A 22,441-nucleotide genomic window follows, 5' to 3' on the forward strand; every position below is an offset into this window, starting at 1 on the left:
CTAAAATCAATTGGAATCAATATTAAAAGTTAAATGAAAGATAGATATTATCTAAGGAGAGAAATACTATGAAAATCAAATTAGAAAAAACTAACCATAGATACTACTGTAATGACTCAAATTATTATGTAAATGGATTAGATAATTTCGGACTTGCTGAGTATGACACATGGAGGGAGTTCAAAGAGGCATGGTTGTTTGATGATTTAACTATTGACCATGATTATAACCATTGCTTCCGATTTGACATTAAAGAGAAATATAATCACGAGACAGACAGTGAAATTTCAGGAGAGTACAGTCTACATCTGTATTTCATGTTGCAGCGTAAAGGAAATTTCGTACCCGTTCGTATTAATACAATTGTGGAAGATGAAATGAATGAAGTTAACATTTACTTGAAACAATGTTGGGAATATCTTAGGAAACAATGGGTTGAATTTCAATAAATATAAATTTAGAAAGTAGGTGAGTAGTTATGGAAGCACCAAGTCAATGTCCTTACTGTAATCATGAAGTTGTATTTACTTCAAATAAAGAACTTTATGGGAAAGAATATGGTAATGGAAAATGTTATTTATGTAGGAACTGTAAAGCAAGTGTAGGTTGTCATGATAATGGCAAACCACTAGGAGTATTAGCGACCAAAGAAATGAAAGTACTAAAAACTGCATGTCATGATCTGTTTGATATTGTTTGGAAGAAGAAGCTATTAGGACGTAGCGAGGCTTATCGAAGAATGTCCATCTTATTAGGAATTGAACAGAATCAATGTCATTTTGGTTATTTCGATATTCCAATGTTAATGAAAGCTATACATATTTTGTTGAACCCACAATGGTTTCGAGAGATAAAGTGACTTTATATAAAAACTGAATATTATTAAAGGAGAAACAAGATGCTAAAAACCATTATCTCAGACTTTAAAATTATAATTAAGTTTTATAAGAATACAACAAAAGAATACCTTGTAATAATAATCGGATGTATATTTGCTTCAATTTTTGGAACGGTTATTTATGATTCGAAGTATTTTCTATTTTTAAGCTTTATATCTGTATTCGCAATTGCAATGCATTATAAGACTAATGTGTTTCCGTATTTTAGAGAAACAGAAAGAGAAGTTGAATTAGAAAATAAATACCAATTCTTACATGACAGGTTTACAAAGAATAAATTATAAAGTTTTATAAAAGTGATTTATTATAAAAATACATAATTGAGGAGAATTGATATGAAACCTTCAACACATAAGAAGATTAAAAATTTTAAATCAAAATCAATTAATACATATTATAAGTTAATGTTTCCTTTAGCATGAGTGGTTGACAAATTTGAAAAACGTAACTATAACAGGTTAAAACGACAAGCGACTCCAGAACGTGTAGCAAAGCTATTAGCAAAAGATATGTACAAGTATATGTGTAAGAGTAATTATGATAATGCAGCATATGTGATTATTGCAGAATGGGTTAACGATGAGGATTATATTACTCCAAGTAGTTCAATTGAATACTTCACTAAATATAAATCCAAATCCAGAAAGTTAGGAAAAATGTTAAATAGGAAAGATCGAAATGAGGACTTCTTTAAGAAAGTAATGTATGAATTTAATAAGTTAAATGAATATACGTTTGTAGAAACGAATGATAAATATAAGAATGACCATTGGGGTATTAGAGGATATAAGTATACATATTATTTTGGGGTTAAAGTTTAGTTAAAATGTTCATTTTATAAAGGAGAGATAAAGATGGCACAAATTAAATTAGTGTACGTAGAACGTGGCGATTTTGAGTGGTTGTATGTTGATGATTTGATCGATACAGCAGGACATAAAATTGGAAACGTAGCTTATTTATCGTTGATAAATGAGAAAGAATTAGACGGTTCATATGCAATTTATGAAGTGACAGATAACTGTGTGGATGAATATGGTGGAGATTTACCAAATGATTTCAATGAAATTCCAAGTGATGAGTTAACATTGTTAAATGAAAAAGCAATGAGAGTATAGTAAATGGCTTTTTTATGAATTGAAAAAGGAGGAATCAGTTATGTGTAATCACGATTGGGAAGAATACAGCAGTACGGCAGATGGTACAGGTGATTTATACGTTTACTCAATTTGTATTTATTGCGGAGATACAAAGGAAGAAGTGATAGATCAGTTAAGGTATTAAATAATAGAGGAGTTTTATTAAAAGTTGAGGAGGAATGAAAGTTGATTTATGAAATAAGAAGTAAAGGGTTTATGGGTAGTGGGTCGTCATCATTAAATAAATATTTTAAAAGTAAAGAAAATGCTAAAGAATATGTAGATGAGCTGAACGAATACTTACCTGACATGTATTTCGTATATGAAATTAAACTTGAAGATGAGGAGAATGAATAAATGGATACACGAGAGTTAGATAAGATTGTCAGTGATATAGGTTCAAACCCGTTATCTACAATTGTAGCTATGATGTTGAGTGCAAATAGAAACTTTAATGAAAAATATACAAAAGAAGAGCAACTAGAAATGAATCATAATCGAGAAGCTATTAGAAGAGAAGATGTTAGGTGTGCAAACATACGTCAAGGCATTTGTCCGTCATGTAAAGGTAAACTAATTCGAGGTAAGAAGGATAAGCGAAATAACTATAAAAGATCATGGGACTGTAAAGAGCGTAAAGAAATGCATTTAGCGTAAATATTCTATATTAAAGGAGGAAATACATAATGAAAGAAATTGCTTTTAAGGATAGAGAAGGGCAGGAATTAATTGTAAAACACAGAAAATCAGCAGTATTTTTCGAAGGCAAAGTAGACATATCCAAACCAAATTCTTATGGTGAAAAACATAGCGAATATATTTGCATCAAGGAATTACATAAATTATATAATTTCTCAAAAGAGGATTTTGAAGAATTCATATCGTATTGTGAAAAAATTGCTAATGAAAGTTGGTCTAGTTTCGAACCTAAAGTTGCAGATAGTACTGGTGCTGATTACGATGATTATTATGATAAAGAGTTCGACAATAATGGAAGTTTATCTATTCGAGCAGGAATTATTAGTATAGAAGCTCCGTATACTCAATTAAAATCAAATGGTGAAGTTGTACGGTTTATCAAGTTCAACAAAAGAAAGTTTGAGTCGTTTGTATTTGATTTACAAAGAGTAATATCTCGGTAATTAGATAAAATGATTCTTTTATAAAAATGAAAAGGAGTTGAAAGTGAATATGGATAGTATGTATTTTCAAAAGAAACGAAAAGAGGAAAATAAGCATAAGCCAAAAGAAAAATGGTTAGATGAATCTGGCATAACCGTAGCTGCTGTAATTTTATTTACGATATTGTTTATGATTGGTTTATTGGTTATCGCTACTATTTCAAGCAAAGAGTCAGAGATAGATTGCGAGTCAATTGGCGGAAAATATAAAGTTATAGATAGAACATTTGCAGGTAAATCGATAGTTGATGTTTATGGATGTGTAAAATAGTTAAATAATAGTCAAGTTTTATAAAAAGTAGGAGGTTAATTTATTATGGCTAAATATTGCGATAAAGAGTGCGAAGAATTAGGTGGAATATGCGATTTCTGTATTCACTATCAAGATGAAAATGAAGGAACTGATAAAGGTTTTGCAGGTGAGGGTAAATGCTTGATGAAAAATGAAGTAGTAGTTGCTCATGATGGCTGCGATGACGATTTTTATTGTTTTAGATTAGAAAATAAATAGAGAGGAGTATGGATATGTGGACACCAGAAGTATTAGAAGGAATCAAAAACAAGACAATAAAAGAAGCAATCCCTCACTATGTAGGTGATGATATTTATTTAATAGAGATACAATTTACTGACGGAACAACTATTGAAATCGATAATGAATATCGCCAAGAAAAAGTTTTACAAGCTAGAATTAAATAATATATTTGTTTAATAAATATAAATACATAAATGGAGGAGTATATGTTCAATAAAAACTTTTATCCTACACCTGATAATGTGTGTAGAGACTTACTTTCATTAGGTGGAAGTATAGGAAGTAATATTCTAGAACCATCAGCAGGTAAGGGTGATATCGTAAAATACATAAAATCACGAAAACGTCATTATCAAACTTACAAAATTGATGTTATTGAAACTGATCCAGAATTACGAAATTTGTTATTTGGTTCAGGATATAATGTGATATGGGAGGATTTTCTTACATTTGAATCACATAAGGAGTATACTGACATTATCATGAATCCACCTTTCGATGAAGGCGCTAAACACTTATTAAAAGCTATAGAGGTAGCAGAAAAACAAATCAGTACAAATTGCCAAGTATTTGCGATTGTAAATGCTGAAACAATTAAGAATCCATTTTCAAATGAAAGAAAATTGTTAGTGAATAAATTAGAATTATACAATGCTAAAATTGAATATAGACATAATGCTTTTTCTGACAGCGAGCGTAAAACAGACGTAGAAGTAGCATTGATATACTTAAATGTTGACACACTCACTAAAGGTTGTGATTTATATGATCGAATAATGAAGGGTTTTAAAAAGAAAGACACCACAAACATAGAACGTGGACTTTCTACACAAGTGCATTCACAGGAACTACAGCAACGGTTAGATGACATTGAAAGATATGTAAATGAATATGAACAAGCTGTAAAATTAATTAAATCATCCTATGTTCAGATGCATGAACGAAAACAATTTCTGAATTATTTAGAAAGTGTTAACAAATTTGATCACAGTATGTTAGGTGTAAATAAATTAGAATATACATATGCATTATTGAATCAAGAAATACACTCATTACGATCATTGTATTGGAGAAAAATTTTAAATACAAAGAAGATTAGAGACATCCTAACTAATGGAGGTATTGAGAAATTAGAAAAGCAAATTGCTATGGCTGAAAATATGGAAATTAACATGGTGAATATTGAAATGTTAATTATGTCATTGCAATACAATCAAAAGGATTTACTGATAGATAGCTGCGTTGCTTTGTTTGAACGTATTACAAGATATCATATGAATGAGTATAGCAAGAACCTACATTATTACAATGGATGGAAAACTAATAATGCATTCAAAGTTAATCCTAAGATAATCATTCCTATTAATTACGGAGGGTTTGATCTTATGTTTGGGGCTTGGATTAAGGATTCGTATAATAAAATTGATTATAAGATTAAAAGTTTAATAGATGATATTGTGAAAATGATGCAGTTATTTAATTCTGAAATCAATAATGAATTCGAAACAGATGGTAATAATGAATTTGAAACCGATTGGTTGAAATTTAAGATATTCAAAAAAGGCACAATACATATTTGGTTCAAAGATTTAGACACTCTCTCAAAATTTAACTATGTATGTGGTCAACATTTCAATTGGTTGCCACAAGAGGAAGAAATGAATGATCCTAAAGCTAAAGAATTTGTAATGAAGGAATTTGGTAATATTAATACAGAAAACTTACTGAGTTATGCTATATAGATAAAATAAACAACTGAGACGTAGGATTAAATTTCTTACGTCTTTTAATTAAATAAATACATAATAATAGTTGTATTTGCATTATTGTTGTGGTAATATTTAGGTAGATAAAATAAGGAGTGATTCAAAATGAATGAACAAGAAAGAATTAAATACATAAAAGAACTATCAGAAAATGGATTAATGCATGAGATCAATTATCAGGACATTAATTTCTTAATTGATGTTGCAGGAAGGTTAGAGAAAGTTGCTAATGAATTTAATCCTACATATTCAGAAGGGCAGCAAAAGCATTTAGCTGACGCATATAAGACAGTGATTAAATGAATCCAATATATTATTTAAAAAATAGGAGGTGATATTTATGAAAAAGGAGTACAGATGTGAAACGCACATCATTAAAAGGAATCATCGATTATTTAAATACTGCGATGAAGTTTGTTTTAAATCAAAGAATTTATATAATTATGCGAACTATATGATGAGAAAAGAATTTATTGAAACAAGAAGGTTGTCATCAGCATATGATTATAACAAGTTATTGAAAACAGAAGAGGTATTCAAAGAGCTTCCTGCGAAAACATCTCAACAAATTATTATGAAGTTATCAAAGAATTGGAAATCTTTCTTTAGAGCTATAAACGATTGGAAGAACAATATACACAAGTATAATGGACAACCATCGTTGCCAAAATACAAAGAGAAAAACGGTAGAAACATTGTGTTTTTTGATTATCAGCAAATGAAGTTGTTAGACAAAAAGTTTAAATTCCCTAAATCTGATAATTATATAGAATCATTTATTTCCAAAGAACAATTTAAGCAGTTGCAAATAATACCTTATGGATCATGTTATAAAATTTGTATTTACTATCAGATTGAAGTTCCTGAAAAAGAAACATACAACAATAATTATCTAGCTATTGATTTAGGAGTAGATAATCTTGCTACATTGACTAACAATATAGGATTAGAGCCTATTATTGTAAATGGTAAGATATTGAAATCTATTAATCAATACTATAACAAAATTCTAGGTAAAGCTCGTTCATACGTAGGAAACATAACAAGTAACAGAATGAAGAGAATTTCTTTTAAGAGAAATAACATCATAGAAACTCATTTCCACATCATTAGTAGATGGATTACTAATTACTGTAAATCTTATAACATTGAAAATATTGTAGTAGGTAAGAATAAAGATTGGAAGCGTAATTCAACCATGAATAAAAAGTCTAATCAGAAATTTATACAATTACCTCACGAAAGACTAATTCAGATGTTGAAATACAAAGGTGAAGAAGTAGGTATCAGAGTTATTGAAGTAGAGGAATCATATACAAGTAAAGCTAGTTTTATTGATAATGATGAGGCAAAGAAAGGTGTCAACTTTAGTGGTGAGAGAATAACAAGAGGATTGTATCGGAGTAAAAACGGCAAATTGATCAATGCTGATGTAAACGGCAGCTACAATATTTTAAGAAAATGTAATGCTCAATTTTCATATGAGAGTATAGAGGGATTATCATTGATTCCAGTTAGGTTGAATATTGCACCTAATAAAGAAGTTAGATACGTCTGACTTTCAATGAAATCATGCTTTTATAAGATAATGGAGAGGGAAAAAACAGTGAATATTTTACAGATTGTAACTGAGTTAAAAAAGGTAATCCCAAAAGAAAATTTTCACATAGAACCTGAAACATCAAAGAAAAAATTAAGTGAGTTTGAAAGAAAATATACTATGTCTACTTATGAATTTGTGAATATGCAGAAGGACATCTATGCTATATGTTTAAAGCTACAGTGAATCAAATTAACAGCATGAAACATTTCTTAGGCTTTGAGTATGAAAAGGAGTCAATTGAAACTTATATTCAACATGGAAATGAAGCTTTAATTGTTTATGATAACTGTGACAGAGTTTCTAAATTTGTTGAAGCTTTGCAGAAATTGGAGGGTTAAATAATATTCGTATATTACATAAAGGGGAGAAACGTAAATGTTAATTCAAAGTTTATTCAGTACTCGCATTGTTGATCTTAATGCTATTGAAAGAAGCAAAGAAAGAGTATTAGAGGAAATAAATAAATCCTTACCATATCATAATATTTCGTTCAGAGACAAAATTAATAATTACAGTATCGATACTATAGGAGAAGGTGGGCATTTCAAAGTTTTTTCAATAGATCCTGAAAGAGATTGGGTATTTACTTCAAAATGTAAGGCTTTAAAAATCAAAAATAAAAATGACTTAGCAGAGTTAATAGTGAATTACTCAGATGAAAAATTAAAGGAATACGATGAAGATAAAATATTCCAATTAAAAGATATGATAGATAATTTAAGTCCTGATGAAAAAGATGAGATATTACTAGGACTACTATCAAAAGAAATTAAATAATAATTTCATTTTATATAAACAAATACATAAGAGGTGTTTTTGATGGATAAAAAGATAAGTAGAATATTTAAGTACAATGTTAAAGACTCTTCAGACCAATTATTGACCTTCATAAGTGCTGCTAAATCTGAAAACTGGAGAATTGAAGATTTAATTTCTAATGTTGAATGGGTAGCTAAAGAGATGCAAAAACAATATGAAGATAATTATGAGAAGTTTATTAAAATAGAAACTGAATTGAATCATATGAATTCATTAGTTAAGTCTTCGTTAAATAACTTTTTGACTACAGAAGATGTTAATAATGAGGATAATGATGATTGGTTAAAGAGGTTTTTTACTACAAAGATTAAATGATAGTCGCATTTTATAAAACAAAGGAGATGAGATTATGCAAGTTCAATATTTGAAACCATTTTATACAAAGGTAACTGGAGATAAATTAAGAATTGTATTTGCACATCAATATTTATCAATCTTGAGAGATGGTTTAATTTATCATTTCATTCCTACGGAAGATAAAGAAATAATAATAAATCTCAACACGCAGCAATTAGAAAATCCTTCTGATACGTTTGTTTTTTAAAGTGGTAATAAGTTTGTAAGATTGTCGTTGAGACAGTTCTTTGAAATATCTAATACATATGAGTTTATTAATCCGATAATACATAATGAAATGAAAAAATTAGGCTACAATTTAGATCTGATAATTATTGAGGTAAATACAGAGAATTTTGATTTAGATACGCAAGGATCAAGAAAGTGGGAGTATGGTATTCCAGATAAATTCAAACCTGAAACAAATAAATTGATTACAGAAATGATGATCTACAATAAAGAGAATTTAATTAACAAATATTTAGATGATAAGAATTTTGATAGATTAAATGATGTTCTAGAAATTCAACTTTAAAAAATATACAAAATAAAGGATGATATTATGTATGGATTAGCTGATGGGTTGAGAACTAAAGAGTTTGCAAATTATACAGACGGTGATGTTGAAAGTAAACTAAACAAATTTTTTAAAGAAAATCCAAAAATAATAGTATTAGATATTAAGTATACAAACACTTACCATCACGATTATGAGATGTATGGTACTGAAAAAGCTTTATTGATTTATAGAAAAGCTTAAATAAAAGCCGTCTATTATAAAAGAAAAGGAGATGTATTTGAGATGGATTTCACAAAAGAAGTGGGTATCATTGATTACTCTTTCGCTAAAGAATTTCAGAATAGGCTAATTTCATTGTACAATCCTAAACACCAAATAACATATTGGACATTTTATGCAGTAATAGAAGAATCATATGGTTATAACAAATTATTAAAGGAAATGATCGATGAGTTTAATTTAAACACTTCATTTTCTTTTATCAATGAATTAAAGTGGTATGAATACGATGACTTCAATAGAGATTTCACAAGAAGAGTCACAGCGTTATTAGGTGTTCCGCAAGGAGAAATAGGGGATTATGGTATTAAATTTTAATAAACAATCAATTACATAAAACAGATGTATTATTTAAAGGAGAGATGGTTGTGATGGTTACAATAGATGTAATTAACAAAGAACTTAAAGATCTTCAAGAGAAAAAGTATGAGATTGAGCAGAAAGAAGTAGAATTGATGAATAAGTTTTATCAATTATATTCAATGCCTTCAGAAAAACATACACTTTCTGTCCAATATTACGGAACAGAGTACTTAGTGACCGATGTTGATTTTGGTGAACAAAAAGTATTCTTAGAATCAGCACCATATGAAGTAGATAACGAGGTAGTAACTGTTAGTTTTTTAGCTTTTGATGAAGTTTTTAGGGAATATCACAGTTATGAAGAAATAGAGTGGAGTAAATAGCATTACTTAAGAAAGGAGATCAATCGATGGTAAAAACAGTCACTAGTTATGAATGTGAGATTTGTAATGAAAAATATAATGATCTTAGAAAAGCTGAGAAATGTGAAAGCAAAGGTAAAGAAGAACCGTTATTACAACTACATCAAGAAGTATTTTTAAGACGAAGTATGGGTGGAGGTTGGAGTGATTGGTGGTTACCTGTACGTGTAAGTGAAATTGAAGATATGGGACATTTCTTCCGTTATGAATTAGAGGAGGAGAATGAAGATGGTCTTTGGTTCAGAACATCATATGGTACTTTGTATGGTAAAAGTGATGTAGAACGAGATATTAGATTTAAATGAAAGAGATATATTATAAGGTGGTGACAATATTGGATATTGTTAAAAAGTTAAATGAGATCGAAGATCATTTCAACAATATAAGTAGTGAAGAATTTGAAAAGGTATTAATTCTTTCAGGACATGTTAAAATCGAATCTTTATCAGAAAGCAATATGGAATTTGCAGATATTGAGAAAGAATAGATAAAAGGAATCTATTAAGAAAAAGGAGATGTAGTTATGGAGATTATTATGATACTATTTGCAACAATTATTATTTCACTATTCTTTAGTTGTATACCTTGGATGACTCACATTTCAATGACTAAAAGTTATTCAAATGATAGTGAATGGGGAGGGTATAGACAGTTTAAAAGGGAGTTTGCTAGCACGAACTGGAGATTTTGGGATATTTTCAAATACAGTTTGTTTGATGAAGATATACTCAAAGATGAAAATGAGTATCATGCAGGTATTATCAAATTTAAAGGAACTGGTATGAAAATAAATAACCCAATAAGCTATTTATTTGTAGTAATGTATGTTAGAAAATACATAAATAAAAATAGTTACGTAGACAACAATAAGTGATAAGAAGGAGAGGATATGATGAAAACATACTATAAAGTTAATATTAGATTAAATGGAGAACTATTCAATCGTCGCTCCAAAAGAGAATTTGACAGTTTATTATTTGATATCCATGATTATGTAGGCTTAAAAAGCCAAATAACGCAACAGAAGAAAGGGTGTCTATATGGAAAAGGGTTATGAGGTAATAATGGCTGATGGGGTAATAAATCTCGTTTTTGCAAATGGATATGAATTCATTGATGGAGACTATTATTTTTTTAATCGTGGAATTTATGGAAGTAAATTAATAGTAACTAGCTATCAAAAAGACGAAGTGTCAGAGATCAATGAGAAAATTGATATGAAGAAATATATGGATACTATCTATAAAGGGCATAATATAGTTTGATTAATAACTAAATATTATTAAATACATAATAAAAGGAGGAATTTAAATTATGGAATACTTTTCTAAACTTGATAATAAGACATTTAAAACAAAGGAGGCATTAATTGATCATTTAATATCTAATTACTCAATGACTGTTGAAAATGATGATCACAAAGACATTATTGATAAAATTAAAAGGGCAGCTCCATTAGTAGAAGTCAATTCAATTAGTAAAGATGATAAAGATAGAATCATCATTGATTTAAGTTATTACAATGATAAACAGGAGTGTTTAGATAGTGAGGATATAGTTGTAGGGAAAGTTGTTGATTTTGATTATTATGACTACAATACATTTGAAAACTTAGAGTCCATGATTGAATATGTATCTTCATATTATAAGAATGCAAAATTGTTAGAAGGACTACTGAATCAATATAATATCGATAATGACTCATTTGTAATTACTGGAATTCATACGGGAGGTCATGATAGTAATTCAGAAATTTATTATAGATTTTCTAAGGACGGAGAAGTATTTGATAAGAAACTTAAGTATGATGACAATTGGGAAGAAATAGTTAATCAAGTAAAATCAATTTTCATCAAAAATTTAGAAGGTACTATAGAAAATACTTGGGAAAGTTGTTCACACAGTCAAATTTTCAGAGTTAATGGCGTAGATTTAGATGAATTTTTAGTACATGGAAAGAAAGTTAAAATTGAAATTTTAGATTAAATTTAAATAAAAGGTAAGTATTATACAAACCGAAAAAGGAAGTGTAATTATGAGCAATAATACATTTAAAGAACTAGGGTTTTTCGCAAAAGGAATGGTAATGATTAAACCAGATGGAGTAGAAAATGTCATTACTAATATTCATGATACAGAAGGGAGAACGTATGGAGGTTGTTATATCAATACGATGGATGCTGAAGGATTATTTTTAGAATTAGACAATGTTCAATATTTATATACAGACTCTTCGTGGTTGAACTTTCCTAAAGATATAGTATGTAAGAATGCAAATGATTTTGTAGCAACTAATGAATGGTTAAATTAAATATTTAACTTTTATGAAAGGATGATATGTATGTCAAATAAAAGACAAGAAATGTTCTTATCGAGAAATCCAGTGTTAAAACGATTTACTAAAAATACGATTGTTAAAAATTTTGGAATTACTTCAGAAGAGTTTGATAAGCTGATTAAGGATGGATTTATTGAAGAAAACACCAATGATATCTGTATTGGTTGTCATCGAATATGGAGTCAAGATAATGATCAGTGTATTTATTGCGGAGAAGAGGAATTTGGTAAGGAAGATGGGTATTACAGTTACAAGTAACATTTAATAAAAGGAACATATTAATGAAATAAATACATAAATCTCTTTACTTTGTAATAAAAATGGCTTATACTCTTATTATTAACAGTATAAGGGGGATGTTGTAGTGGTAGCTTTGAATACAGTTAAGATGGAAAATTATATCGGTGATCATATTGAAGCTTTCTTAAATGAATACAAATCAAATTCAATACACAGTTATAAGAGCTACAAAAGCAGCTTGAATAAACTATTTAAAGATACATTAGATAAAGGTGACTTTAAATTCATAACTGTTTCTGATATTGAAGGTATGACAGTGCATGTATTAAAAGAATACTTCAATACATTACATGAGGAAGTAAATAGTGAAGATGAACCAAAACACAAAAATTCAACAATCAACAAACACATTTCTGTTATAAAGAAGTTCATTGAGTTTTTAGCTGCATGGGATATAATTTCATACGATGTAAATAAGCTATCACTACTAAAATTCTTTCCAGATACAAGAGAAGAGATTGAAATGATACCTTTTGATTTAGCTATGAAATACTCTACTTACTTTAGAGGCGAGGATCAGGGGTTAGAAAAACAATTAATAATTAAATTAGCTATCGAAACTGCTCTAAGAGCAACAGAATTATTAGAGTTAAAGTGGAGTAACTTTACAGTTGTCGAAGATGGTGTAATTATGAAATCACATGGTAGTAAAAAAGGAAAAGGTAATAAAGAGTGGATTGATAAAATAAATAAAGAATTATATGAGGAACTTTTACAATTAAAGAGTTTAGGAAATGAAAATAAGTTGTTTACTCTCACATATAAACAATTAACTGGTATGATGGATAGGGGTAACGAACTTTTAAATGATACTGGAGTTAAATATTCTTTCCATTCATTTAAAAAATTAGCTGTAACAATGTGCTACTTAAATAATAATAACTGTATTGATACTGCAATGAAGAAAGCTAGACACAGTAATGTTAATACGACTATGAGGTATCTTAGATTAACTAATTTAAATGTTACAGGAATAATTTCTGCTAAATTAAATACTGAAGATGAGGTTTATAAAACAGTATCGCATGAACTCCTCTTAGAAGCATTGAGTGAAATGAGACCAGAAATGCTTTTACTTTTAAATAATAAAATAAAAAATAAGAAAAATAATATGTAATATTTAATGAAAAATTAATTACTAGATGATAAAATATCTCTTGTAATTAAGGGAGGGAAATTAATGAAATTAGGTAAAGATAATGAACAATTAGAGATCGAAGTTAAAAGTTTAATAAATGCTTTCTCATCCAATGTAGATAAAGATGAAGTAGATTTAATTGTCGAACACCTAAATAGCAAACATGGTATTGAAAGTGCTAAGATTTATTCCTTATTTAATAATGTTAATAATGTAAGTAAATTAGAATTTGAAGAGATTGCATTATTTGGGCAGCAATTAGTCGTTAAATTAGGAATGAACCAGAGTGAATGGATGAATGAATGGTTTACTGATCGTGAACAAAAAGAAATTGGCGGATATCAATTTGTAGGATCTTCATCAACAGATATTATTGATTTTCCAATGACAATTCATAATGTGAGTGATTTAGGTGACGGTTATTATAGTCTTGTTTTATCAAGAAAAGAGTTGGCGAGACTTTATAAATCAGGGAAGTTAGATTATAACGCTAATGTACAACGTGGTATGAAAAAAGTAATGAGATTTGGAGTCGAAATAGAAAAACCAATTATTTACCAAAGCAAGGTTGCACAAATTAGTAAAGAAGTTTTAAAAGGAATAAACAAACCTACTACAATTACTTTGAATGCACATCAAATGACAGCTCTCGAAGGTATAGAATTAGTATATGATGATAAAAAACATACCTTGTTGATAAATGAAGGAACAGTATTAGATATTGTAGATGGTACTCACAGAATACTTGGTAACTATAGTGCATATAACAAAGAATCAGATATAAAAGGATCATTACCTGTAATAATTTCAAATAAATCAGATGTAGAAGTTAAGAGATATCAAGTTGATTTAGATAAACATACTCCACTATCAAGAAGTCGAGTAGAAGAATTAGATAGTAAATCATATTCAAATGAAGTAGTGAATATTTTAAAAGCAGAAGGGCAACTAAAGAATAGAATAACATCAGCAAGTGATGCGAAATCTTCTATCAAAGGTAGTGACTTTACAACTTATAAAATAATTAATACTCAAATAAACAATGTATTTAAGTTAGATAGTATATTAGATGCAAGAAAACTTGCAAAAGCTATAAATGAATATTTAGTATATCTATTTGGTATATATAAAAACTATATGGTAAGTGATTACAGTCTACTGTTTGACGCTGATGTATTTGAAGGTCATCTACATTTAATTAAATTAATGAAAGATAATGAAATTCCATTTGAAAAAATAGAAGACATTATCGATATTAATGAATTCCATAAATCAGAATCTAAATTAAGCAAGATAGTTAGTGGAAAAATGAAGTTAAATGTTAAAGATAGAAAAGCTTTGATTAAGATATTTACAGATATGTATAAGAAAGGCGTGAAGTGATTATGTATAACGAGGAATACAAGAAATCATTTCTTGAAACATTAAATTTATCAGATTCATCTAAGAAGACTTATTACTCCATCTTTAATCGTACTGAATCATTTGAAAGAAAACATGAAACAGATTTATATGATATGGATAATTCCATGTTAGATTTATTATTTAGACAAGCAAAAAGACAGACAAAGAGATCTGCAATTATATTTATTAATACTATAAAAAATTATATAACATGGGCTATCGATAATGGTCATAGCGCTTCTCCAACACATCCAATTGTTGATGTAATTAATGATGAGTATGTTTCTACTTATGTTTGGAATGCTGGTAAACATTATTATACTAGAGAAGAACTTCTTAATAAAATTGAGTTACTAGATAATAACAGGGATAAAGCTATTGTAATTTTGTTGTTTGAAGGAATAGTTGGATCATCTTTTTCTGAAATAAGAAATTTAAGAATTGATGACATTATCACAAAAGATGATAAATACTTTTTGAATGTACTTTCGGATGAAATAAATTTAGATAGTAGACAAATTGAAGTATCAAAAGAGCTGCACGATTTACTAATTAAAACTTATAATACTACAGAAATAAAGAGTCCAAGTGGAAAAATGACTCGACTAGTTGATGGCGAATATGTATTTAGAAAGAATAGACTGGGAAAAGACAATGATATTCGTATTACAGCATCCATGATTAGTACAATAATTATGCAGAGAATAAAAGATACGTTTGAGGACAGTAACGTAACTGCAACAACTATTGAGATTTCTGGAATGATGTATTATGCAAATGAATGGATGAATAAAAAAGGCGAACGTGTTTTTGATTTAAACATTGTAGAAGAGTTAGTTAAAAAATACAATTTGAGTACTATAATATCTAACAATAAAGAATATCCTCAGCTTCAACGAATCAGAGAAACAATGGATTTTGATTTCATGCAAGATGAATATGGGCATTTTGAGGTTAAGATATAAAGAATAGAAAGACTGAATGAAATTATCATTCAGCTCTCTTATACATATAAATATATAAATATATTAATGATATTCGATACTTTTTAAGAGGATATAAATTATGAGAAAGAAAATAACTATTTAAATGTTCTTAAAAAATATCGAACAAAAATACGAACAAATGTTTTCATTTTTAGATTGACATTATTTTAGACAATTGGTAAAATTGTATTAATAAAGTAACTATTTATACTATGTATAAGCCAAAAGGGGGAGTATATGATTATGACAATAGTAGCAAAGATTCAATCTGATGTAGTAATTCAGAACAATAGCCCAGAAGAGTTATTAGCGCTTTATGATGGTTTAATACCTACTAACGGATTAAGCGTAACAAATGTAAAAGGGAATAAGTTAATCTCTGACTGTACAGATTTTCATTTTGTTGAAATCGCAGAAATAACTGAAGATGGAGATGTAATTAGTATTCTTAAACGGACACCAGAAGTAAAATACTATCTATCTAATAATAAGTTGTTTGACATGACAGATATGATAAGAATTGATGGAAAAGGAGATTATACTTTAATATTGATGCATAGTAATATTTTTTTGTATAATACAGAAGATTTAACTACAATTGAAACTGATGGTGCATCTAACATAGAGGAGATAAAAAAATACTTAAATGTTAACTATCCAAGTTATGAGGTGCTAAGGAAAATCAAGGGGTGAGACTTATTATGTTGTCTTTGTGAAAAACTGATGTGGTAATGGTACAGAGCGCCAATATCACATCAATAAATATATAATTAAAATAAATACATAAAGGTGGTTTTAAAATGTTATGTACATCTGTTAAAAATAATCTTTTCGTTATATCAAATATTTGTGGAGAGGGATACAAAATTAGAGATGAAGATGGTTTTGTTTATGAAAAAACATACAATTCAATAAAGGATGCAAACGATTGGATATTATACATAAATGATTTATTAAGTAATTCGAAGTTAGATCAAAATACATATATTGAGTGTTAATGGATTTAAATTTTAAATAAGGAAGGTGAGTAATCATATGTTAAAAATTTATACAGACAGTAGTTACAAAGACGGTGTATCAACTCATCACTATTTTGTAATGAAAGGAAATAATAAAATCAAGCGAAGAACTTTTATAGGTTTTGATTCTTCTTCTACAAAAGCTGAAGCAACAACCATAATTAAAGCGCTACAAATGGTTTTAAAGAAAGATTGGGAAGGGGTGACGATCTATACAGATTCATTAGTTACAGTATTTGGAGTAAAACATGGGAAGTTTAGTAATGAGGATTATCGATACATAGCACATTTACTCAAGGTGACAAAATCAAATATTATGTGGAAGAACAGAAAACATTATAGAATTAAAATTGCTGATACAGAATGTCGAAAGATGATGCAAACAAAACTTAGAAGAGTAGTAATCTAAAAATACATATACATAAAGGTGAGATTAAAATGAATAAAGATATTGTAAATTTACGAAATACATTTGAGTATATTATTGATGACTATGATAATGGATCAATGTTTAAAGATGATGACAGTATGAAGACTTGGATTGCTAAATGTGAATGGTTTGTTAAACAGATGGTTGACATTAAAGTAGGGGCAGGATTCAAGTATTTTGAGCTACAAAGGGAATACAATCCACTCCAAGAAAATAACAAAGTTGGAGAGGGTGAAGAATCTGAATAAATATCACGATATTAATGTGATTGGTTGTTGTGCGAATAAGGATTGTTCTAATGAGTTAACCAGAAAAGATGAATACCTTATTGATGATTCAAATTTATACTGTGATTCAATTTGTTATACAAAATACATGCTGAGTGTTGGAGCAGTAAAAGAAGTTAGATATTAAATAAATACATAATAACATAATATATAGATATTACTAAATTAAAAATGGAGATTATACATAATGAATCAATACATAGTTACGTTAATTTTAAATGGGAATGAATATAACATGAATGTAAAGACGGAGAGTAAAGAAGATGCTTTACAATATGCGAGGGACAAGCTTAAGTTTGATAAAATAATCGGGGTTGCAGAAAAAACTGATTTTAAACGTAGACGATTCGGTTATTTAGGCAATCCAGATCGTACGCCATATGGAAGTAAAAGTAGAGATATGAAGGCTGCAAGAAAAGTTAAGCGTGGAAATATTACTAAAAAGAAAGCTTAAAACACTATACATAAATGGAGGAATTAATTATGGCTGAACGTTTAGGTGGATATGATAACTATTCTACAGCTCTTGTACATATTGGAAGTTCATCAGCATGTACTTACTGTGGTAACGAGGCTCTAGTGATAGACGATTGGTTTGATGAACATGGTAATTATTGCGGTACAAGAAATTATTGCACATGTGAGCAAGCCAAGATTGAGCAACAAATGAAACGTGAACTTGAAAAAGAGTATGAAAAGGAACTAGAGATTCGTAAGAAATATGAAGATAAATTGAAAGTTGATAAAAGTAAAATTGAAATGCTAGAAGTAAAAGAAAAATTCTCAGATATTTGTAGAGATTATGTTCAGTATGGTGCGTTATCAGGATATTCATTTGAAGATTTATGTGTCTTGTTGAAAGAGGCTTATGATGAACAAGTGTATGATTACGAGTATGAAGAAGAGTGAAAGCTTCAATAATACCACTATATTATTTAAAAAATACATAGTTTAATTATAAAAAAACAAACAGAAAGGAAGAAGATATGAACCAAGTTCATGAATTAAAAATTTTAAATGAGTATTTTGAGGGAGTTAATGAAGGGCTAAAAACCTTTGAAATTCGTAAAAATGACCGAAACTTTCAAGTTGGAGATTTTCTGTTACTAAAAGAATATACTGGAGAGCAATTCACAGGACGAGAAATATTACAACAAGTCGCCTACATGACAAATTACGAGCAAAAAGAAGGTTATGTTGTCATGTCAATCCAAAGTGTACCAGTTAGTTTTGGTTTTTATTTGAACATGAGTGAGAAAGAGAAGGCTGTTTTTAAGAAAGTCATTGCTCACATGCATTTGTACGGAACAGGAGATAGGGATGTAACCAATACTTTTTGGGAAATTATTGACGAACTTATTGAACGACGTGGGTTAACAGAATCAGACCAACATTGGTATATGGAATTTTGGAATGAAGATTAATCGAAAAGAAAATGTACAGGAAGGATGATATATGTAGATGGATATTTTAACAGATTATAAAGATTTAGTTGGTAAGAAAATTGTGTTTTCACATATGGCGCAGTTTGCTGAACAAATTACATTAGCAACAGAAGACGGTTGTGTAATAATGGCAACGTTTGATTATGACGAAATGGCAGAAGAATCAAGGGTAAGGGTTATGTACCCTCATTCTGTAATTCAAGTCCTTGAAAGACATGAATGGATACGTAATGAATTAGGTAGGTTAGGTATTTTTGATATTGAAAAATATAAAGAAGAACAACGAATCAAACAAGAAAAAGAAAAAGAGGAACTACGCAAGAGGCAAGAAGTTAAAGAACTCGCTGAGTATGCACGTTTAAAGGCTAAATACGAAAAGTAATCTCTGAAAATGATATTAAATAATAGTGGAATATTATCATAAGAGAAAGGAGTATTAGAGGTGAAATTAGAACATATCGATACAGTAAATGAATCTATTACTTATACAATAGAATTATCACGAGCAGAAGATGTAGCTAGAAATGGTGAAATGGCTGATCTTATGAACATTGGACTTCCTAATAACTTTAATCCAGATGATGAATTGCAATGGACGAGTATGTTGGAAAAATTAAAACCATATATTGATCAGGGTAACTTTGATACAGTTGTATTGAAGTGTGAAACCAATGAAGAAAAAGTTTTTATAATTATTAATTAAATAAATACATAAAACTATTGATTATTTAAACTTAATATAGTAAGATATACATATTCTAGTAGAAATAAAGGAATGTAAATCCATTCTCAATCAGTAGTGAAGTTGTTATGTAGCAAATTGTCGGTGATTAATTTAATAAATACATAATAATGAATGGAGATGGGTGAAATGATTGAAGAAATAAAACAGTTAAGTGAAGATTCCAGAATACAGGACAAGCTAAAAGAAGCATGGATCAAGCAAATGGAAATAGGGTATCAGGAGATGGCTGAAATAAATCTTAGTATAGCAAATGAGTCATTTCATATTGAAAATGAAGCTGAAGTGATCAATGAAGGTATTTGGAAACAGAAATAAAAAGTCAATTTTTTAGCAAGAGTGCTTATTTTGAATAGGTACTCTTGCAAGAGAGACTTAGTTATATACAATATAAAGGAGTGAATTAAATGGCGAAAGATTGGAGTAAGAAGAAGCAATTCAATAGGAAATCAACGCATCAATTTATAGTTACATTTAGAGATAATAGAGTTCTTGAAAAGTTAAATGAATTAGGTTCGATTACATATAAATCGTCAGTACTTAATGTTTTATTTATCGATACATATAAAGAGAAGAATGAGCTGTTGAAAGTAGATGGGGTAATGAGTGTAAGATTACCAAGTAAGGGTAGATTGCTAAATAATAAAGAGAATTACTATACATAGAGGGAAAACTAATGGAAAAATTAACAAATGAGGAATTAGTGGAGTACTACCAAAAAGAATATGATGAATTAGCAATTGAAGAACTGTATAAAAGGAATAGTGGCTTAATTAATGATGTAACAAAACTCTTTAGAAATGTAAAAACGATTAGTGGAGATGATGCAATTAGTGATTGCTATTATGCCTTTATAAAGGCAGCTAAAACATTTGATGTATTAAAGAATAATAAATTTTCTACCTATTGCGTTTCTTTAATGAAAAATGAAATTCTTAAAACTATTAAAACTGAAACCTATCAAAAAAGAGATGTCTCAAAATATCAATTTTTGTATTTAAATAAAAAAATTAATGAAGATGTTGATGCAAGTTTAATTGACATACTTGATGTATCAGATAGAGATGTACTACATAAGAAAGACTTTAAATATCTACATAACGCAATAAATTATGCAAAATCTTTCATAAATGAAAAATATCATCCTTACTTGTTACCATTATTACTTAGAGAGACAACGTCAAATGAAGTTGCGCCATTAATAGGAATTAGTAAAAGAACAGTTCATTATACAACAACTTTGTTCAGAGAGCATATTCGTGAATACATATATCATTATTCAAGTGGTGAGATTGTTTCTTAAATAAAAGAAAAGTGAGGGTATAGTAATGAAAGTAAATGTTGTTTATAAAGTTTATTTAAATAATAGAAATAGAATTGGTCAATTTTATAAAGAAATAGCAAAGGTATGCTCTAAAGATGAAAACGAATATTTACAAGTAGCTTTGTTTCGAAGTAAAAATAAAGAACCTGATGTTAGATACGTTTTAGGTCATCTAAAAGAAGAGGAATTAAGTAACTACGTAATTTTATAAAAGAATTATATTATAGAAATAAAAAAAAGGATGATATCATCCTTTAGGTTTATTCTCAGGCTTATTATTAAGTTTTTGTAGTGCTTCAATATATTTCTTAGCTATCTCTAATTCATCATCAGAAATTTCATTGAACAGGTTTTTTAGTGCAAGATGCTCATCACAATTAACTGTATTTGTATTAAGTTTTTCAGTCATACATAATCAATCCTTTACAACTTATATCACAGTTATGTTAGCATTTCACATTAGCAATTTTCAAATAAAACGATTACGGAGGAAATTAAATGAATACAAAGCCAATTAATTATAAGTTAACTCATTATTACGCAAAAGAGAAAGAGAGTTATGATGTGATATTTAGCAGTAAACTACGACCAGAATATTTAAGTAATGTAATTGCACATATTCAGTTTTTGACTGACGAGATATCACATGCTAAAGAACTAGCTTCTATAGAAATCGTATCATTATTGAAAATGTTCTACGATAACGACATTGAAATTTTAGATAATAACGAGGTAGCTAAATTTACAATTGATGAATATGATAATTGGGAATTTTATTGTAGTGCAGCAGATCAAATATTAAAAAATAAAAACTATGTCCGAAAAGGTTTGGAGTCATTTATCAAAAAGTTACTGTTGAATCAAGAAGAGCTACTAAATACTAGCATTCAGTAATAAATATGAAAGGGTGAAAAAATGAGTTACAAATTCACTTATTCTGAGGAAAATAGAATTAGAGATATTGCTATGAAGTTGATAAAAACAGCAAAGAGTAATACTAAATTGAAATTTAGTGATAAAGAGTTACTTATGATTCGTAAAATGGCTATGCTGCACCAGACAGATAACAACTTACTAATTGATACATGGATGAAAGTTAATCCAAACATGACAGAGGAAGAATCAAAGTACACATTAGATTTAATGCTTAGTAATACTAAATGGAACTACTTTGATTCAAGCAATATTAAACATTGGAAGTTTAAATAATAATTCACTTTTATGAA

Annotated in this window: 47 protein-coding genes and 1 pseudogene; 47 read left to right on the forward strand and 1 reads right to left on the reverse strand. The window is 28.6% G+C overall.

Translation table 11 applies throughout. The features are described from left to right. The first annotated feature begins 68 nt into the window (after positions 1 to 68). The 45 genes and pseudogenes from NYE73_RS07265 to NYE73_RS07485 all read left to right on the forward strand — a co-directional run bounded on the left by NYE73_RS07265 (position 69) and on the right by NYE73_RS07485 (position 21,426). Positions 69 to 449, forward strand: a complete 381-nt coding sequence (locus NYE73_RS07265; RefSeq protein WP_340815303.1) for a hypothetical protein — start codon at positions 69 to 71, stop codon at positions 447 to 449. 29 nt (positions 450 to 478) lie between these two features. After that, a complete protein-coding gene (locus NYE73_RS07270) occupies positions 479 to 859 on the forward strand; it encodes a zinc-finger-containing protein (protein ID WP_340815305.1) in 381 nt (126 codons plus the stop codon). Positions 860 to 1,321: 462 nt separating this feature from the next. Continuing rightward, on the forward strand, positions 1,322 to 1,720 hold the full coding sequence (locus NYE73_RS07275; RefSeq protein ID WP_340815307.1) for a hypothetical protein: 399 nt from the start codon (positions 1,322 to 1,324) through the stop codon (positions 1,718 to 1,720). A 33-nt stretch (positions 1,721 to 1,753) separates the two neighbouring features. Next, positions 1,754 to 2,017: a hypothetical protein gene (locus NYE73_RS07280; protein WP_340815309.1), complete on the forward strand. Its 264-nt coding sequence runs from the start codon at positions 1,754 to 1,756 to the stop codon at positions 2,015 to 2,017. 40 nt (positions 2,018 to 2,057) lie between these two features. Continuing rightward, positions 2,058 to 2,183: a hypothetical protein gene (locus NYE73_RS07285; protein WP_340815310.1), complete on the forward strand. Its 126-nt coding sequence runs from the start codon at positions 2,058 to 2,060 to the stop codon at positions 2,181 to 2,183. Between the two features lie 41 nt (positions 2,184 to 2,224). Continuing rightward, positions 2,225 to 2,395 carry a hypothetical protein gene (locus NYE73_RS07290; protein WP_340815311.1) on the forward strand — a complete coding sequence of 57 codons (171 nt, stop codon included), beginning with the start codon at positions 2,225 to 2,227 and terminating at the stop codon, positions 2,393 to 2,395. Next, positions 2,396 to 2,695, forward strand: coding sequence for a hypothetical protein (locus NYE73_RS07295; protein ID WP_340815312.1), 300 nt, complete (start codon positions 2,396 to 2,398; stop codon positions 2,693 to 2,695). 29 nt (positions 2,696 to 2,724) lie between these two features. Then, positions 2,725 to 3,180, forward strand: a complete 456-nt coding sequence (locus NYE73_RS07300) for a hypothetical protein (protein ID WP_340815313.1) — start codon at positions 2,725 to 2,727, stop codon at positions 3,178 to 3,180. Between the two features lie 49 nt (positions 3,181 to 3,229). Beyond that, positions 3,230 to 3,490, forward strand: a complete 261-nt coding sequence (locus NYE73_RS07305; RefSeq protein WP_340815314.1) for a hypothetical protein — start codon at positions 3,230 to 3,232, stop codon at positions 3,488 to 3,490. 45 nt (positions 3,491 to 3,535) lie between these two features. Further along, positions 3,536 to 3,730: a hypothetical protein gene (locus NYE73_RS07310; RefSeq protein ID WP_340815316.1), complete on the forward strand. Its 195-nt coding sequence runs from the start codon at positions 3,536 to 3,538 to the stop codon at positions 3,728 to 3,730. Between the two features lie 14 nt (positions 3,731 to 3,744). After that, a complete protein-coding gene (locus tag NYE73_RS07315; RefSeq protein ID WP_340815317.1) occupies positions 3,745 to 3,918 on the forward strand; it encodes a hypothetical protein in 174 nt (57 codons plus the stop codon). A gap of 42 nt (positions 3,919 to 3,960) precedes the next feature. Beyond that, positions 3,961 to 5,496, forward strand: a complete 1,536-nt coding sequence (locus tag NYE73_RS07320) for a DUF4942 domain-containing protein (RefSeq protein ID WP_340815318.1) — start codon at positions 3,961 to 3,963, stop codon at positions 5,494 to 5,496. 129 nt (positions 5,497 to 5,625) lie between these two features. Beyond that, a complete protein-coding gene (locus NYE73_RS07325) occupies positions 5,626 to 5,823 on the forward strand; it encodes a hypothetical protein (protein WP_340815319.1) in 198 nt (65 codons plus the stop codon). Positions 5,824 to 5,860: 37 nt separating this feature from the next. Next, on the forward strand, positions 5,861 to 7,078 hold the full coding sequence (locus NYE73_RS07330; RefSeq protein ID WP_340815320.1) for an RNA-guided endonuclease InsQ/TnpB family protein: 1,218 nt from the start codon (positions 5,861 to 5,863) through the stop codon (positions 7,076 to 7,078). A gap of 209 nt (positions 7,079 to 7,287) precedes the next feature. After that, positions 7,288 to 7,461, forward strand: a complete 174-nt coding sequence (locus NYE73_RS07335; RefSeq protein ID WP_340815321.1) for a hypothetical protein — start codon at positions 7,288 to 7,290, stop codon at positions 7,459 to 7,461. Between the two features lie 37 nt (positions 7,462 to 7,498). Further along, on the forward strand, positions 7,499 to 7,900 hold the full coding sequence (locus NYE73_RS07340; RefSeq protein ID WP_340815322.1) for a hypothetical protein: 402 nt from the start codon (positions 7,499 to 7,501) through the stop codon (positions 7,898 to 7,900). 42 nt (positions 7,901 to 7,942) lie between these two features. Then, positions 7,943 to 8,257, forward strand: a complete 315-nt coding sequence (locus tag NYE73_RS07345) for a hypothetical protein (RefSeq protein WP_257521555.1) — start codon at positions 7,943 to 7,945, stop codon at positions 8,255 to 8,257. Between the two features lie 34 nt (positions 8,258 to 8,291). Next, positions 8,292 to 8,486 carry a hypothetical protein gene (locus tag NYE73_RS07350; protein ID WP_340815325.1) on the forward strand — a complete coding sequence of 65 codons (195 nt, stop codon included), beginning with the start codon at positions 8,292 to 8,294 and terminating at the stop codon, positions 8,484 to 8,486. Between the two features lie 90 nt (positions 8,487 to 8,576). Beyond that, positions 8,577 to 8,813 (forward strand): hypothetical protein, encoded by a 237-nt coding sequence (locus NYE73_RS07355; RefSeq protein WP_340815326.1) that lies wholly within the window; start codon positions 8,577 to 8,579, stop codon positions 8,811 to 8,813. Positions 8,814 to 8,840: 27 nt separating this feature from the next. Continuing rightward, on the forward strand, positions 8,841 to 9,038 hold the full coding sequence (locus tag NYE73_RS07360) for a hypothetical protein (RefSeq protein WP_340815327.1): 198 nt from the start codon (positions 8,841 to 8,843) through the stop codon (positions 9,036 to 9,038). A gap of 42 nt (positions 9,039 to 9,080) precedes the next feature. Continuing rightward, the gene (locus tag NYE73_RS07365) at positions 9,081 to 9,395 is read left to right on the forward strand and encodes a hypothetical protein (protein ID WP_340815328.1); all 315 of its coding nucleotides are present in this window, start codon (positions 9,081 to 9,083) and stop codon (positions 9,393 to 9,395) included. Between the two features lie 50 nt (positions 9,396 to 9,445). Then, positions 9,446 to 9,763 (forward strand): hypothetical protein, encoded by a 318-nt coding sequence (locus tag NYE73_RS07370; protein WP_340815329.1) that lies wholly within the window; start codon positions 9,446 to 9,448, stop codon positions 9,761 to 9,763. 26 nt (positions 9,764 to 9,789) lie between these two features. Further along, the gene (locus tag NYE73_RS07375; protein WP_281114914.1) at positions 9,790 to 10,107 is read left to right on the forward strand and encodes a hypothetical protein; all 318 of its coding nucleotides are present in this window, start codon (positions 9,790 to 9,792) and stop codon (positions 10,105 to 10,107) included. A gap of 29 nt (positions 10,108 to 10,136) precedes the next feature. Beyond that, positions 10,137 to 10,289 carry a hypothetical protein gene (locus tag NYE73_RS07380; RefSeq protein WP_340815331.1) on the forward strand — a complete coding sequence of 51 codons (153 nt, stop codon included), beginning with the start codon at positions 10,137 to 10,139 and terminating at the stop codon, positions 10,287 to 10,289. Positions 10,290 to 10,325: 36 nt separating this feature from the next. Then, entirely contained in the window at positions 10,326 to 10,676 is a 351-nt protein-coding gene (locus NYE73_RS07385) for a hypothetical protein (protein WP_340815333.1), read from the forward strand. An 18-nt stretch (positions 10,677 to 10,694) separates the two neighbouring features. Beyond that, positions 10,695 to 10,859: a hypothetical protein gene (locus NYE73_RS07390; RefSeq protein WP_340815335.1), complete on the forward strand. Its 165-nt coding sequence runs from the start codon at positions 10,695 to 10,697 to the stop codon at positions 10,857 to 10,859. Continuing rightward, entirely contained in the window at positions 10,843 to 11,067 is a 225-nt protein-coding gene (locus NYE73_RS07395; protein ID WP_340815336.1) for a hypothetical protein, read from the forward strand. The genes NYE73_RS07390 and NYE73_RS07395 overlap by 17 nt, the downstream gene beginning before the upstream one ends. Before the next feature lie 49 nt (positions 11,068 to 11,116). After that, positions 11,117 to 11,788, forward strand: coding sequence for a hypothetical protein (locus tag NYE73_RS07400; protein WP_340815337.1), 672 nt, complete (start codon positions 11,117 to 11,119; stop codon positions 11,786 to 11,788). A gap of 49 nt (positions 11,789 to 11,837) precedes the next feature. After that, complete coding sequence (locus NYE73_RS07405) at positions 11,838 to 12,113, forward strand: hypothetical protein (protein ID WP_340815338.1); 276 nt, start codon at positions 11,838 to 11,840, stop codon at positions 12,111 to 12,113. 30 nt (positions 12,114 to 12,143) lie between these two features. Beyond that, positions 12,144 to 12,398, forward strand: coding sequence for a hypothetical protein (locus NYE73_RS07410; protein ID WP_340815339.1), 255 nt, complete (start codon positions 12,144 to 12,146; stop codon positions 12,396 to 12,398). A 106-nt stretch (positions 12,399 to 12,504) separates the two neighbouring features. After that, positions 12,505 to 13,557 carry a tyrosine-type recombinase/integrase gene (locus tag NYE73_RS07415; protein ID WP_340815340.1) on the forward strand — a complete coding sequence of 351 codons (1,053 nt, stop codon included), beginning with the start codon at positions 12,505 to 12,507 and terminating at the stop codon, positions 13,555 to 13,557. 63 nt (positions 13,558 to 13,620) lie between these two features. Next, positions 13,621 to 14,961, forward strand: coding sequence for a hypothetical protein (locus NYE73_RS07420; RefSeq protein WP_340815341.1), 1,341 nt, complete (start codon positions 13,621 to 13,623; stop codon positions 14,959 to 14,961). A gap of 2 nt (positions 14,962 to 14,963) precedes the next feature. After that, on the forward strand, positions 14,964 to 15,947 hold the full coding sequence (locus tag NYE73_RS07425; protein WP_340815342.1) for a phage lytic cycle repressor MrpR family protein: 984 nt from the start codon (positions 14,964 to 14,966) through the stop codon (positions 15,945 to 15,947). Between the two features lie 264 nt (positions 15,948 to 16,211). Continuing rightward, positions 16,212 to 16,661 (forward strand): hypothetical protein, encoded by a 450-nt coding sequence (locus NYE73_RS07430; protein WP_340815343.1) that lies wholly within the window; start codon positions 16,212 to 16,214, stop codon positions 16,659 to 16,661. A 342-nt stretch (positions 16,662 to 17,003) separates the two neighbouring features. Then, positions 17,004 to 17,396: a hypothetical protein gene (locus NYE73_RS07435; RefSeq protein WP_257521573.1), complete on the forward strand. Its 393-nt coding sequence runs from the start codon at positions 17,004 to 17,006 to the stop codon at positions 17,394 to 17,396. Positions 17,397 to 17,425: 29 nt separating this feature from the next. Then, positions 17,426 to 17,665: a hypothetical protein gene (locus NYE73_RS07440; protein WP_340815344.1), complete on the forward strand. Its 240-nt coding sequence runs from the start codon at positions 17,426 to 17,428 to the stop codon at positions 17,663 to 17,665. Between the two features lie 274 nt (positions 17,666 to 17,939). Further along, positions 17,940 to 18,158 (forward strand): hypothetical protein, encoded by a 219-nt coding sequence (locus tag NYE73_RS07445; RefSeq protein ID WP_340815345.1) that lies wholly within the window; start codon positions 17,940 to 17,942, stop codon positions 18,156 to 18,158. Between the two features lie 29 nt (positions 18,159 to 18,187). Then, positions 18,188 to 18,613, forward strand: a complete 426-nt coding sequence (locus tag NYE73_RS07450) for a hypothetical protein (RefSeq protein ID WP_340815347.1) — start codon at positions 18,188 to 18,190, stop codon at positions 18,611 to 18,613. 77 nt (positions 18,614 to 18,690) lie between these two features. Further along, positions 18,691 to 18,915: pseudogene (locus NYE73_RS07455) on the forward strand (ASCH/PUA domain-containing protein); the annotation flags it as partial. A gap of 250 nt (positions 18,916 to 19,165) precedes the next feature. Beyond that, complete coding sequence (locus NYE73_RS07460) at positions 19,166 to 19,531, forward strand: hypothetical protein (RefSeq protein ID WP_340815348.1); 366 nt, start codon at positions 19,166 to 19,168, stop codon at positions 19,529 to 19,531. Positions 19,532 to 19,591: 60 nt separating this feature from the next. After that, complete coding sequence (locus NYE73_RS07465) at positions 19,592 to 19,852, forward strand: hypothetical protein (RefSeq protein WP_340815349.1); 261 nt, start codon at positions 19,592 to 19,594, stop codon at positions 19,850 to 19,852. Between the two features lie 153 nt (positions 19,853 to 20,005). Then, a complete protein-coding gene (locus NYE73_RS07470) occupies positions 20,006 to 20,209 on the forward strand; it encodes a hypothetical protein (RefSeq protein ID WP_340815350.1) in 204 nt (67 codons plus the stop codon). Positions 20,210 to 20,298: 89 nt separating this feature from the next. Then, on the forward strand, positions 20,299 to 20,556 hold the full coding sequence (locus NYE73_RS07475; protein WP_340815351.1) for a hypothetical protein: 258 nt from the start codon (positions 20,299 to 20,301) through the stop codon (positions 20,554 to 20,556). Between the two features lie 11 nt (positions 20,557 to 20,567). Then, complete coding sequence (locus tag NYE73_RS07480; protein ID WP_340815353.1) at positions 20,568 to 21,194, forward strand: sigma-70 family RNA polymerase sigma factor; 627 nt, start codon at positions 20,568 to 20,570, stop codon at positions 21,192 to 21,194. Between the two features lie 25 nt (positions 21,195 to 21,219). Further along, the gene (locus NYE73_RS07485; protein WP_340815354.1) at positions 21,220 to 21,426 is read left to right on the forward strand and encodes a hypothetical protein; all 207 of its coding nucleotides are present in this window, start codon (positions 21,220 to 21,222) and stop codon (positions 21,424 to 21,426) included. Between the two features lie 36 nt (positions 21,427 to 21,462). Here the strand turns inward: NYE73_RS07485 and NYE73_RS07490 are convergent, their stop codons facing one another. Further along, the gene (locus NYE73_RS07490) at positions 21,463 to 21,624 is read right to left on the reverse strand and encodes a hypothetical protein (protein ID WP_340815355.1); all 162 of its coding nucleotides are present in this window, start codon (positions 21,622 to 21,624) and stop codon (positions 21,463 to 21,465) included. A gap of 89 nt (positions 21,625 to 21,713) precedes the next feature. Here NYE73_RS07490 and NYE73_RS07495 point away from each other — a divergent pair, with 89 nt between their 5' ends. Together NYE73_RS07495 and NYE73_RS07500 are read left to right on the forward strand one after the other, a co-directional pair. After that, positions 21,714 to 22,109: a hypothetical protein gene (locus NYE73_RS07495; protein ID WP_340815356.1), complete on the forward strand. Its 396-nt coding sequence runs from the start codon at positions 21,714 to 21,716 to the stop codon at positions 22,107 to 22,109. A gap of 72 nt (positions 22,110 to 22,181) precedes the next feature. After that, entirely contained in the window at positions 22,182 to 22,424 is a 243-nt protein-coding gene (locus NYE73_RS07500) for a hypothetical protein (protein ID WP_340815357.1), read from the forward strand. The last annotated feature ends 17 nt before the right edge of the window (positions 22,425 to 22,441 follow it).

Origin of the sequence: Lysinibacillus sp. FSL K6-0102, assembly GCF_038003545.1 — a bacterium.
GTDB classification, from domain to species: Bacteria; Bacillota; Bacilli; order Bacillales_A; family Planococcaceae; genus Lysinibacillus; species Lysinibacillus capsici.

Excerpts from the sequence above, each read along its gene's own strand:
- NYE73_RS07320 (WP_340815318.1), top strand. The coding sequence starts at position 3,961 with ATGTTCAATAAAAACTTTTATCCTACACCTGATAATGTGTGTAGAGAC.
- NYE73_RS07425 (WP_340815342.1), top strand. The coding sequence starts at position 14,964 with ATGTATAACGAGGAATACAAGAAATCATTTCTTGAAACATTAAATTTA.
- NYE73_RS07350 (WP_340815325.1), top strand. The coding sequence starts at position 8,292 with ATGCAAGTTCAATATTTGAAACCATTTTATACAAAGGTAACTGGAGAT.
- NYE73_RS07500 (WP_340815357.1), top strand. The coding sequence starts at position 22,182 with ATGAAGTTGATAAAAACAGCAAAGAGTAATACTAAATTGAAATTTAGT.
- NYE73_RS07490 (WP_340815355.1), bottom strand. The coding sequence starts at position 21,624 with ATGACTGAAAAACTTAATACAAATACAGTTAATTGTGATGAGCATCTT.
- NYE73_RS07460 (WP_340815348.1), top strand. The coding sequence starts at position 19,166 with ATGGATATTTTAACAGATTATAAAGATTTAGTTGGTAAGAAAATTGTG.
- NYE73_RS07375 (WP_281114914.1), top strand. The coding sequence starts at position 9,790 with ATGGTAAAAACAGTCACTAGTTATGAATGTGAGATTTGTAATGAAAAA.
- NYE73_RS07420 (WP_340815341.1), top strand. The coding sequence starts at position 13,621 with ATGAAATTAGGTAAAGATAATGAACAATTAGAGATCGAAGTTAAAAGT.
- NYE73_RS07335 (WP_340815321.1), top strand. The coding sequence starts at position 7,288 with ATGTTTAAAGCTACAGTGAATCAAATTAACAGCATGAAACATTTCTTA.
- NYE73_RS07410 (WP_340815339.1), top strand. The coding sequence starts at position 12,144 with ATGTCAAATAAAAGACAAGAAATGTTCTTATCGAGAAATCCAGTGTTA.
- NYE73_RS07440 (WP_340815344.1), top strand. The coding sequence starts at position 17,426 with ATGAATAAAGATATTGTAAATTTACGAAATACATTTGAGTATATTATT.
- NYE73_RS07325 (WP_340815319.1), top strand. The coding sequence starts at position 5,626 with ATGAATGAACAAGAAAGAATTAAATACATAAAAGAACTATCAGAAAAT.
- NYE73_RS07340 (WP_340815322.1), top strand. The coding sequence starts at position 7,499 with ATGTTAATTCAAAGTTTATTCAGTACTCGCATTGTTGATCTTAATGCT.
- NYE73_RS07305 (WP_340815314.1), top strand. The coding sequence starts at position 3,230 with ATGGATAGTATGTATTTTCAAAAGAAACGAAAAGAGGAAAATAAGCAT.
- NYE73_RS07470 (WP_340815350.1), top strand. The coding sequence starts at position 20,006 with ATGGAGATGGGTGAAATGATTGAAGAAATAAAACAGTTAAGTGAAGAT.
- NYE73_RS07285 (WP_340815310.1), top strand. The coding sequence starts at position 2,058 with ATGTGTAATCACGATTGGGAAGAATACAGCAGTACGGCAGATGGTACA.
- NYE73_RS07435 (WP_257521573.1), top strand. The coding sequence starts at position 17,004 with ATGTTAAAAATTTATACAGACAGTAGTTACAAAGACGGTGTATCAACT.
- NYE73_RS07300 (WP_340815313.1), top strand. The coding sequence starts at position 2,725 with ATGAAAGAAATTGCTTTTAAGGATAGAGAAGGGCAGGAATTAATTGTA.
- NYE73_RS07365 (WP_340815328.1), top strand. The coding sequence starts at position 9,081 with ATGGATTTCACAAAAGAAGTGGGTATCATTGATTACTCTTTCGCTAAA.
- NYE73_RS07280 (WP_340815309.1), top strand. The coding sequence starts at position 1,754 with ATGGCACAAATTAAATTAGTGTACGTAGAACGTGGCGATTTTGAGTGG.
- NYE73_RS07450 (WP_340815347.1), top strand. The coding sequence starts at position 18,188 with ATGGCTGAACGTTTAGGTGGATATGATAACTATTCTACAGCTCTTGTA.
- NYE73_RS07315 (WP_340815317.1), top strand. The coding sequence starts at position 3,745 with ATGTGGACACCAGAAGTATTAGAAGGAATCAAAAACAAGACAATAAAA.
- NYE73_RS07385 (WP_340815333.1), top strand. The coding sequence starts at position 10,326 with ATGGAGATTATTATGATACTATTTGCAACAATTATTATTTCACTATTC.
- NYE73_RS07345 (WP_257521555.1), top strand. The coding sequence starts at position 7,943 with ATGGATAAAAAGATAAGTAGAATATTTAAGTACAATGTTAAAGACTCT.
- NYE73_RS07475 (WP_340815351.1), top strand. The coding sequence starts at position 20,299 with ATGGCGAAAGATTGGAGTAAGAAGAAGCAATTCAATAGGAAATCAACG.
- NYE73_RS07430 (WP_340815343.1), top strand. The coding sequence starts at position 16,212 with ATGACAATAGTAGCAAAGATTCAATCTGATGTAGTAATTCAGAACAAT.
- NYE73_RS07480 (WP_340815353.1), top strand. The coding sequence starts at position 20,568 with ATGGAAAAATTAACAAATGAGGAATTAGTGGAGTACTACCAAAAAGAA.
- NYE73_RS07390 (WP_340815335.1), top strand. The coding sequence starts at position 10,695 with ATGAAAACATACTATAAAGTTAATATTAGATTAAATGGAGAACTATTC.
- NYE73_RS07485 (WP_340815354.1), top strand. The coding sequence starts at position 21,220 with ATGAAAGTAAATGTTGTTTATAAAGTTTATTTAAATAATAGAAATAGA.
- NYE73_RS07395 (WP_340815336.1), top strand. The coding sequence starts at position 10,843 with ATGGAAAAGGGTTATGAGGTAATAATGGCTGATGGGGTAATAAATCTC.
- NYE73_RS07265 (WP_340815303.1), top strand. The coding sequence starts at position 69 with ATGAAAATCAAATTAGAAAAAACTAACCATAGATACTACTGTAATGAC.
- NYE73_RS07295 (WP_340815312.1), top strand. The coding sequence starts at position 2,396 with ATGGATACACGAGAGTTAGATAAGATTGTCAGTGATATAGGTTCAAAC.
- NYE73_RS07360 (WP_340815327.1), top strand. The coding sequence starts at position 8,841 with ATGTATGGATTAGCTGATGGGTTGAGAACTAAAGAGTTTGCAAATTAT.
- NYE73_RS07310 (WP_340815316.1), top strand. The coding sequence starts at position 3,536 with ATGGCTAAATATTGCGATAAAGAGTGCGAAGAATTAGGTGGAATATGC.
- NYE73_RS07355 (WP_340815326.1), top strand. The coding sequence starts at position 8,577 with ATGAAAAAATTAGGCTACAATTTAGATCTGATAATTATTGAGGTAAAT.
- NYE73_RS07445 (WP_340815345.1), top strand. The coding sequence starts at position 17,940 with ATGAATGTAAAGACGGAGAGTAAAGAAGATGCTTTACAATATGCGAGG.
- NYE73_RS07405 (WP_340815338.1), top strand. The coding sequence starts at position 11,838 with ATGAGCAATAATACATTTAAAGAACTAGGGTTTTTCGCAAAAGGAATG.
- NYE73_RS07330 (WP_340815320.1), top strand. The coding sequence starts at position 5,861 with ATGAAAAAGGAGTACAGATGTGAAACGCACATCATTAAAAGGAATCAT.
- NYE73_RS07400 (WP_340815337.1), top strand. The coding sequence starts at position 11,117 with ATGGAATACTTTTCTAAACTTGATAATAAGACATTTAAAACAAAGGAG.
- NYE73_RS07495 (WP_340815356.1), top strand. The coding sequence starts at position 21,714 with ATGAATACAAAGCCAATTAATTATAAGTTAACTCATTATTACGCAAAA.
- NYE73_RS07270 (WP_340815305.1), top strand. The coding sequence starts at position 479 with ATGGAAGCACCAAGTCAATGTCCTTACTGTAATCATGAAGTTGTATTT.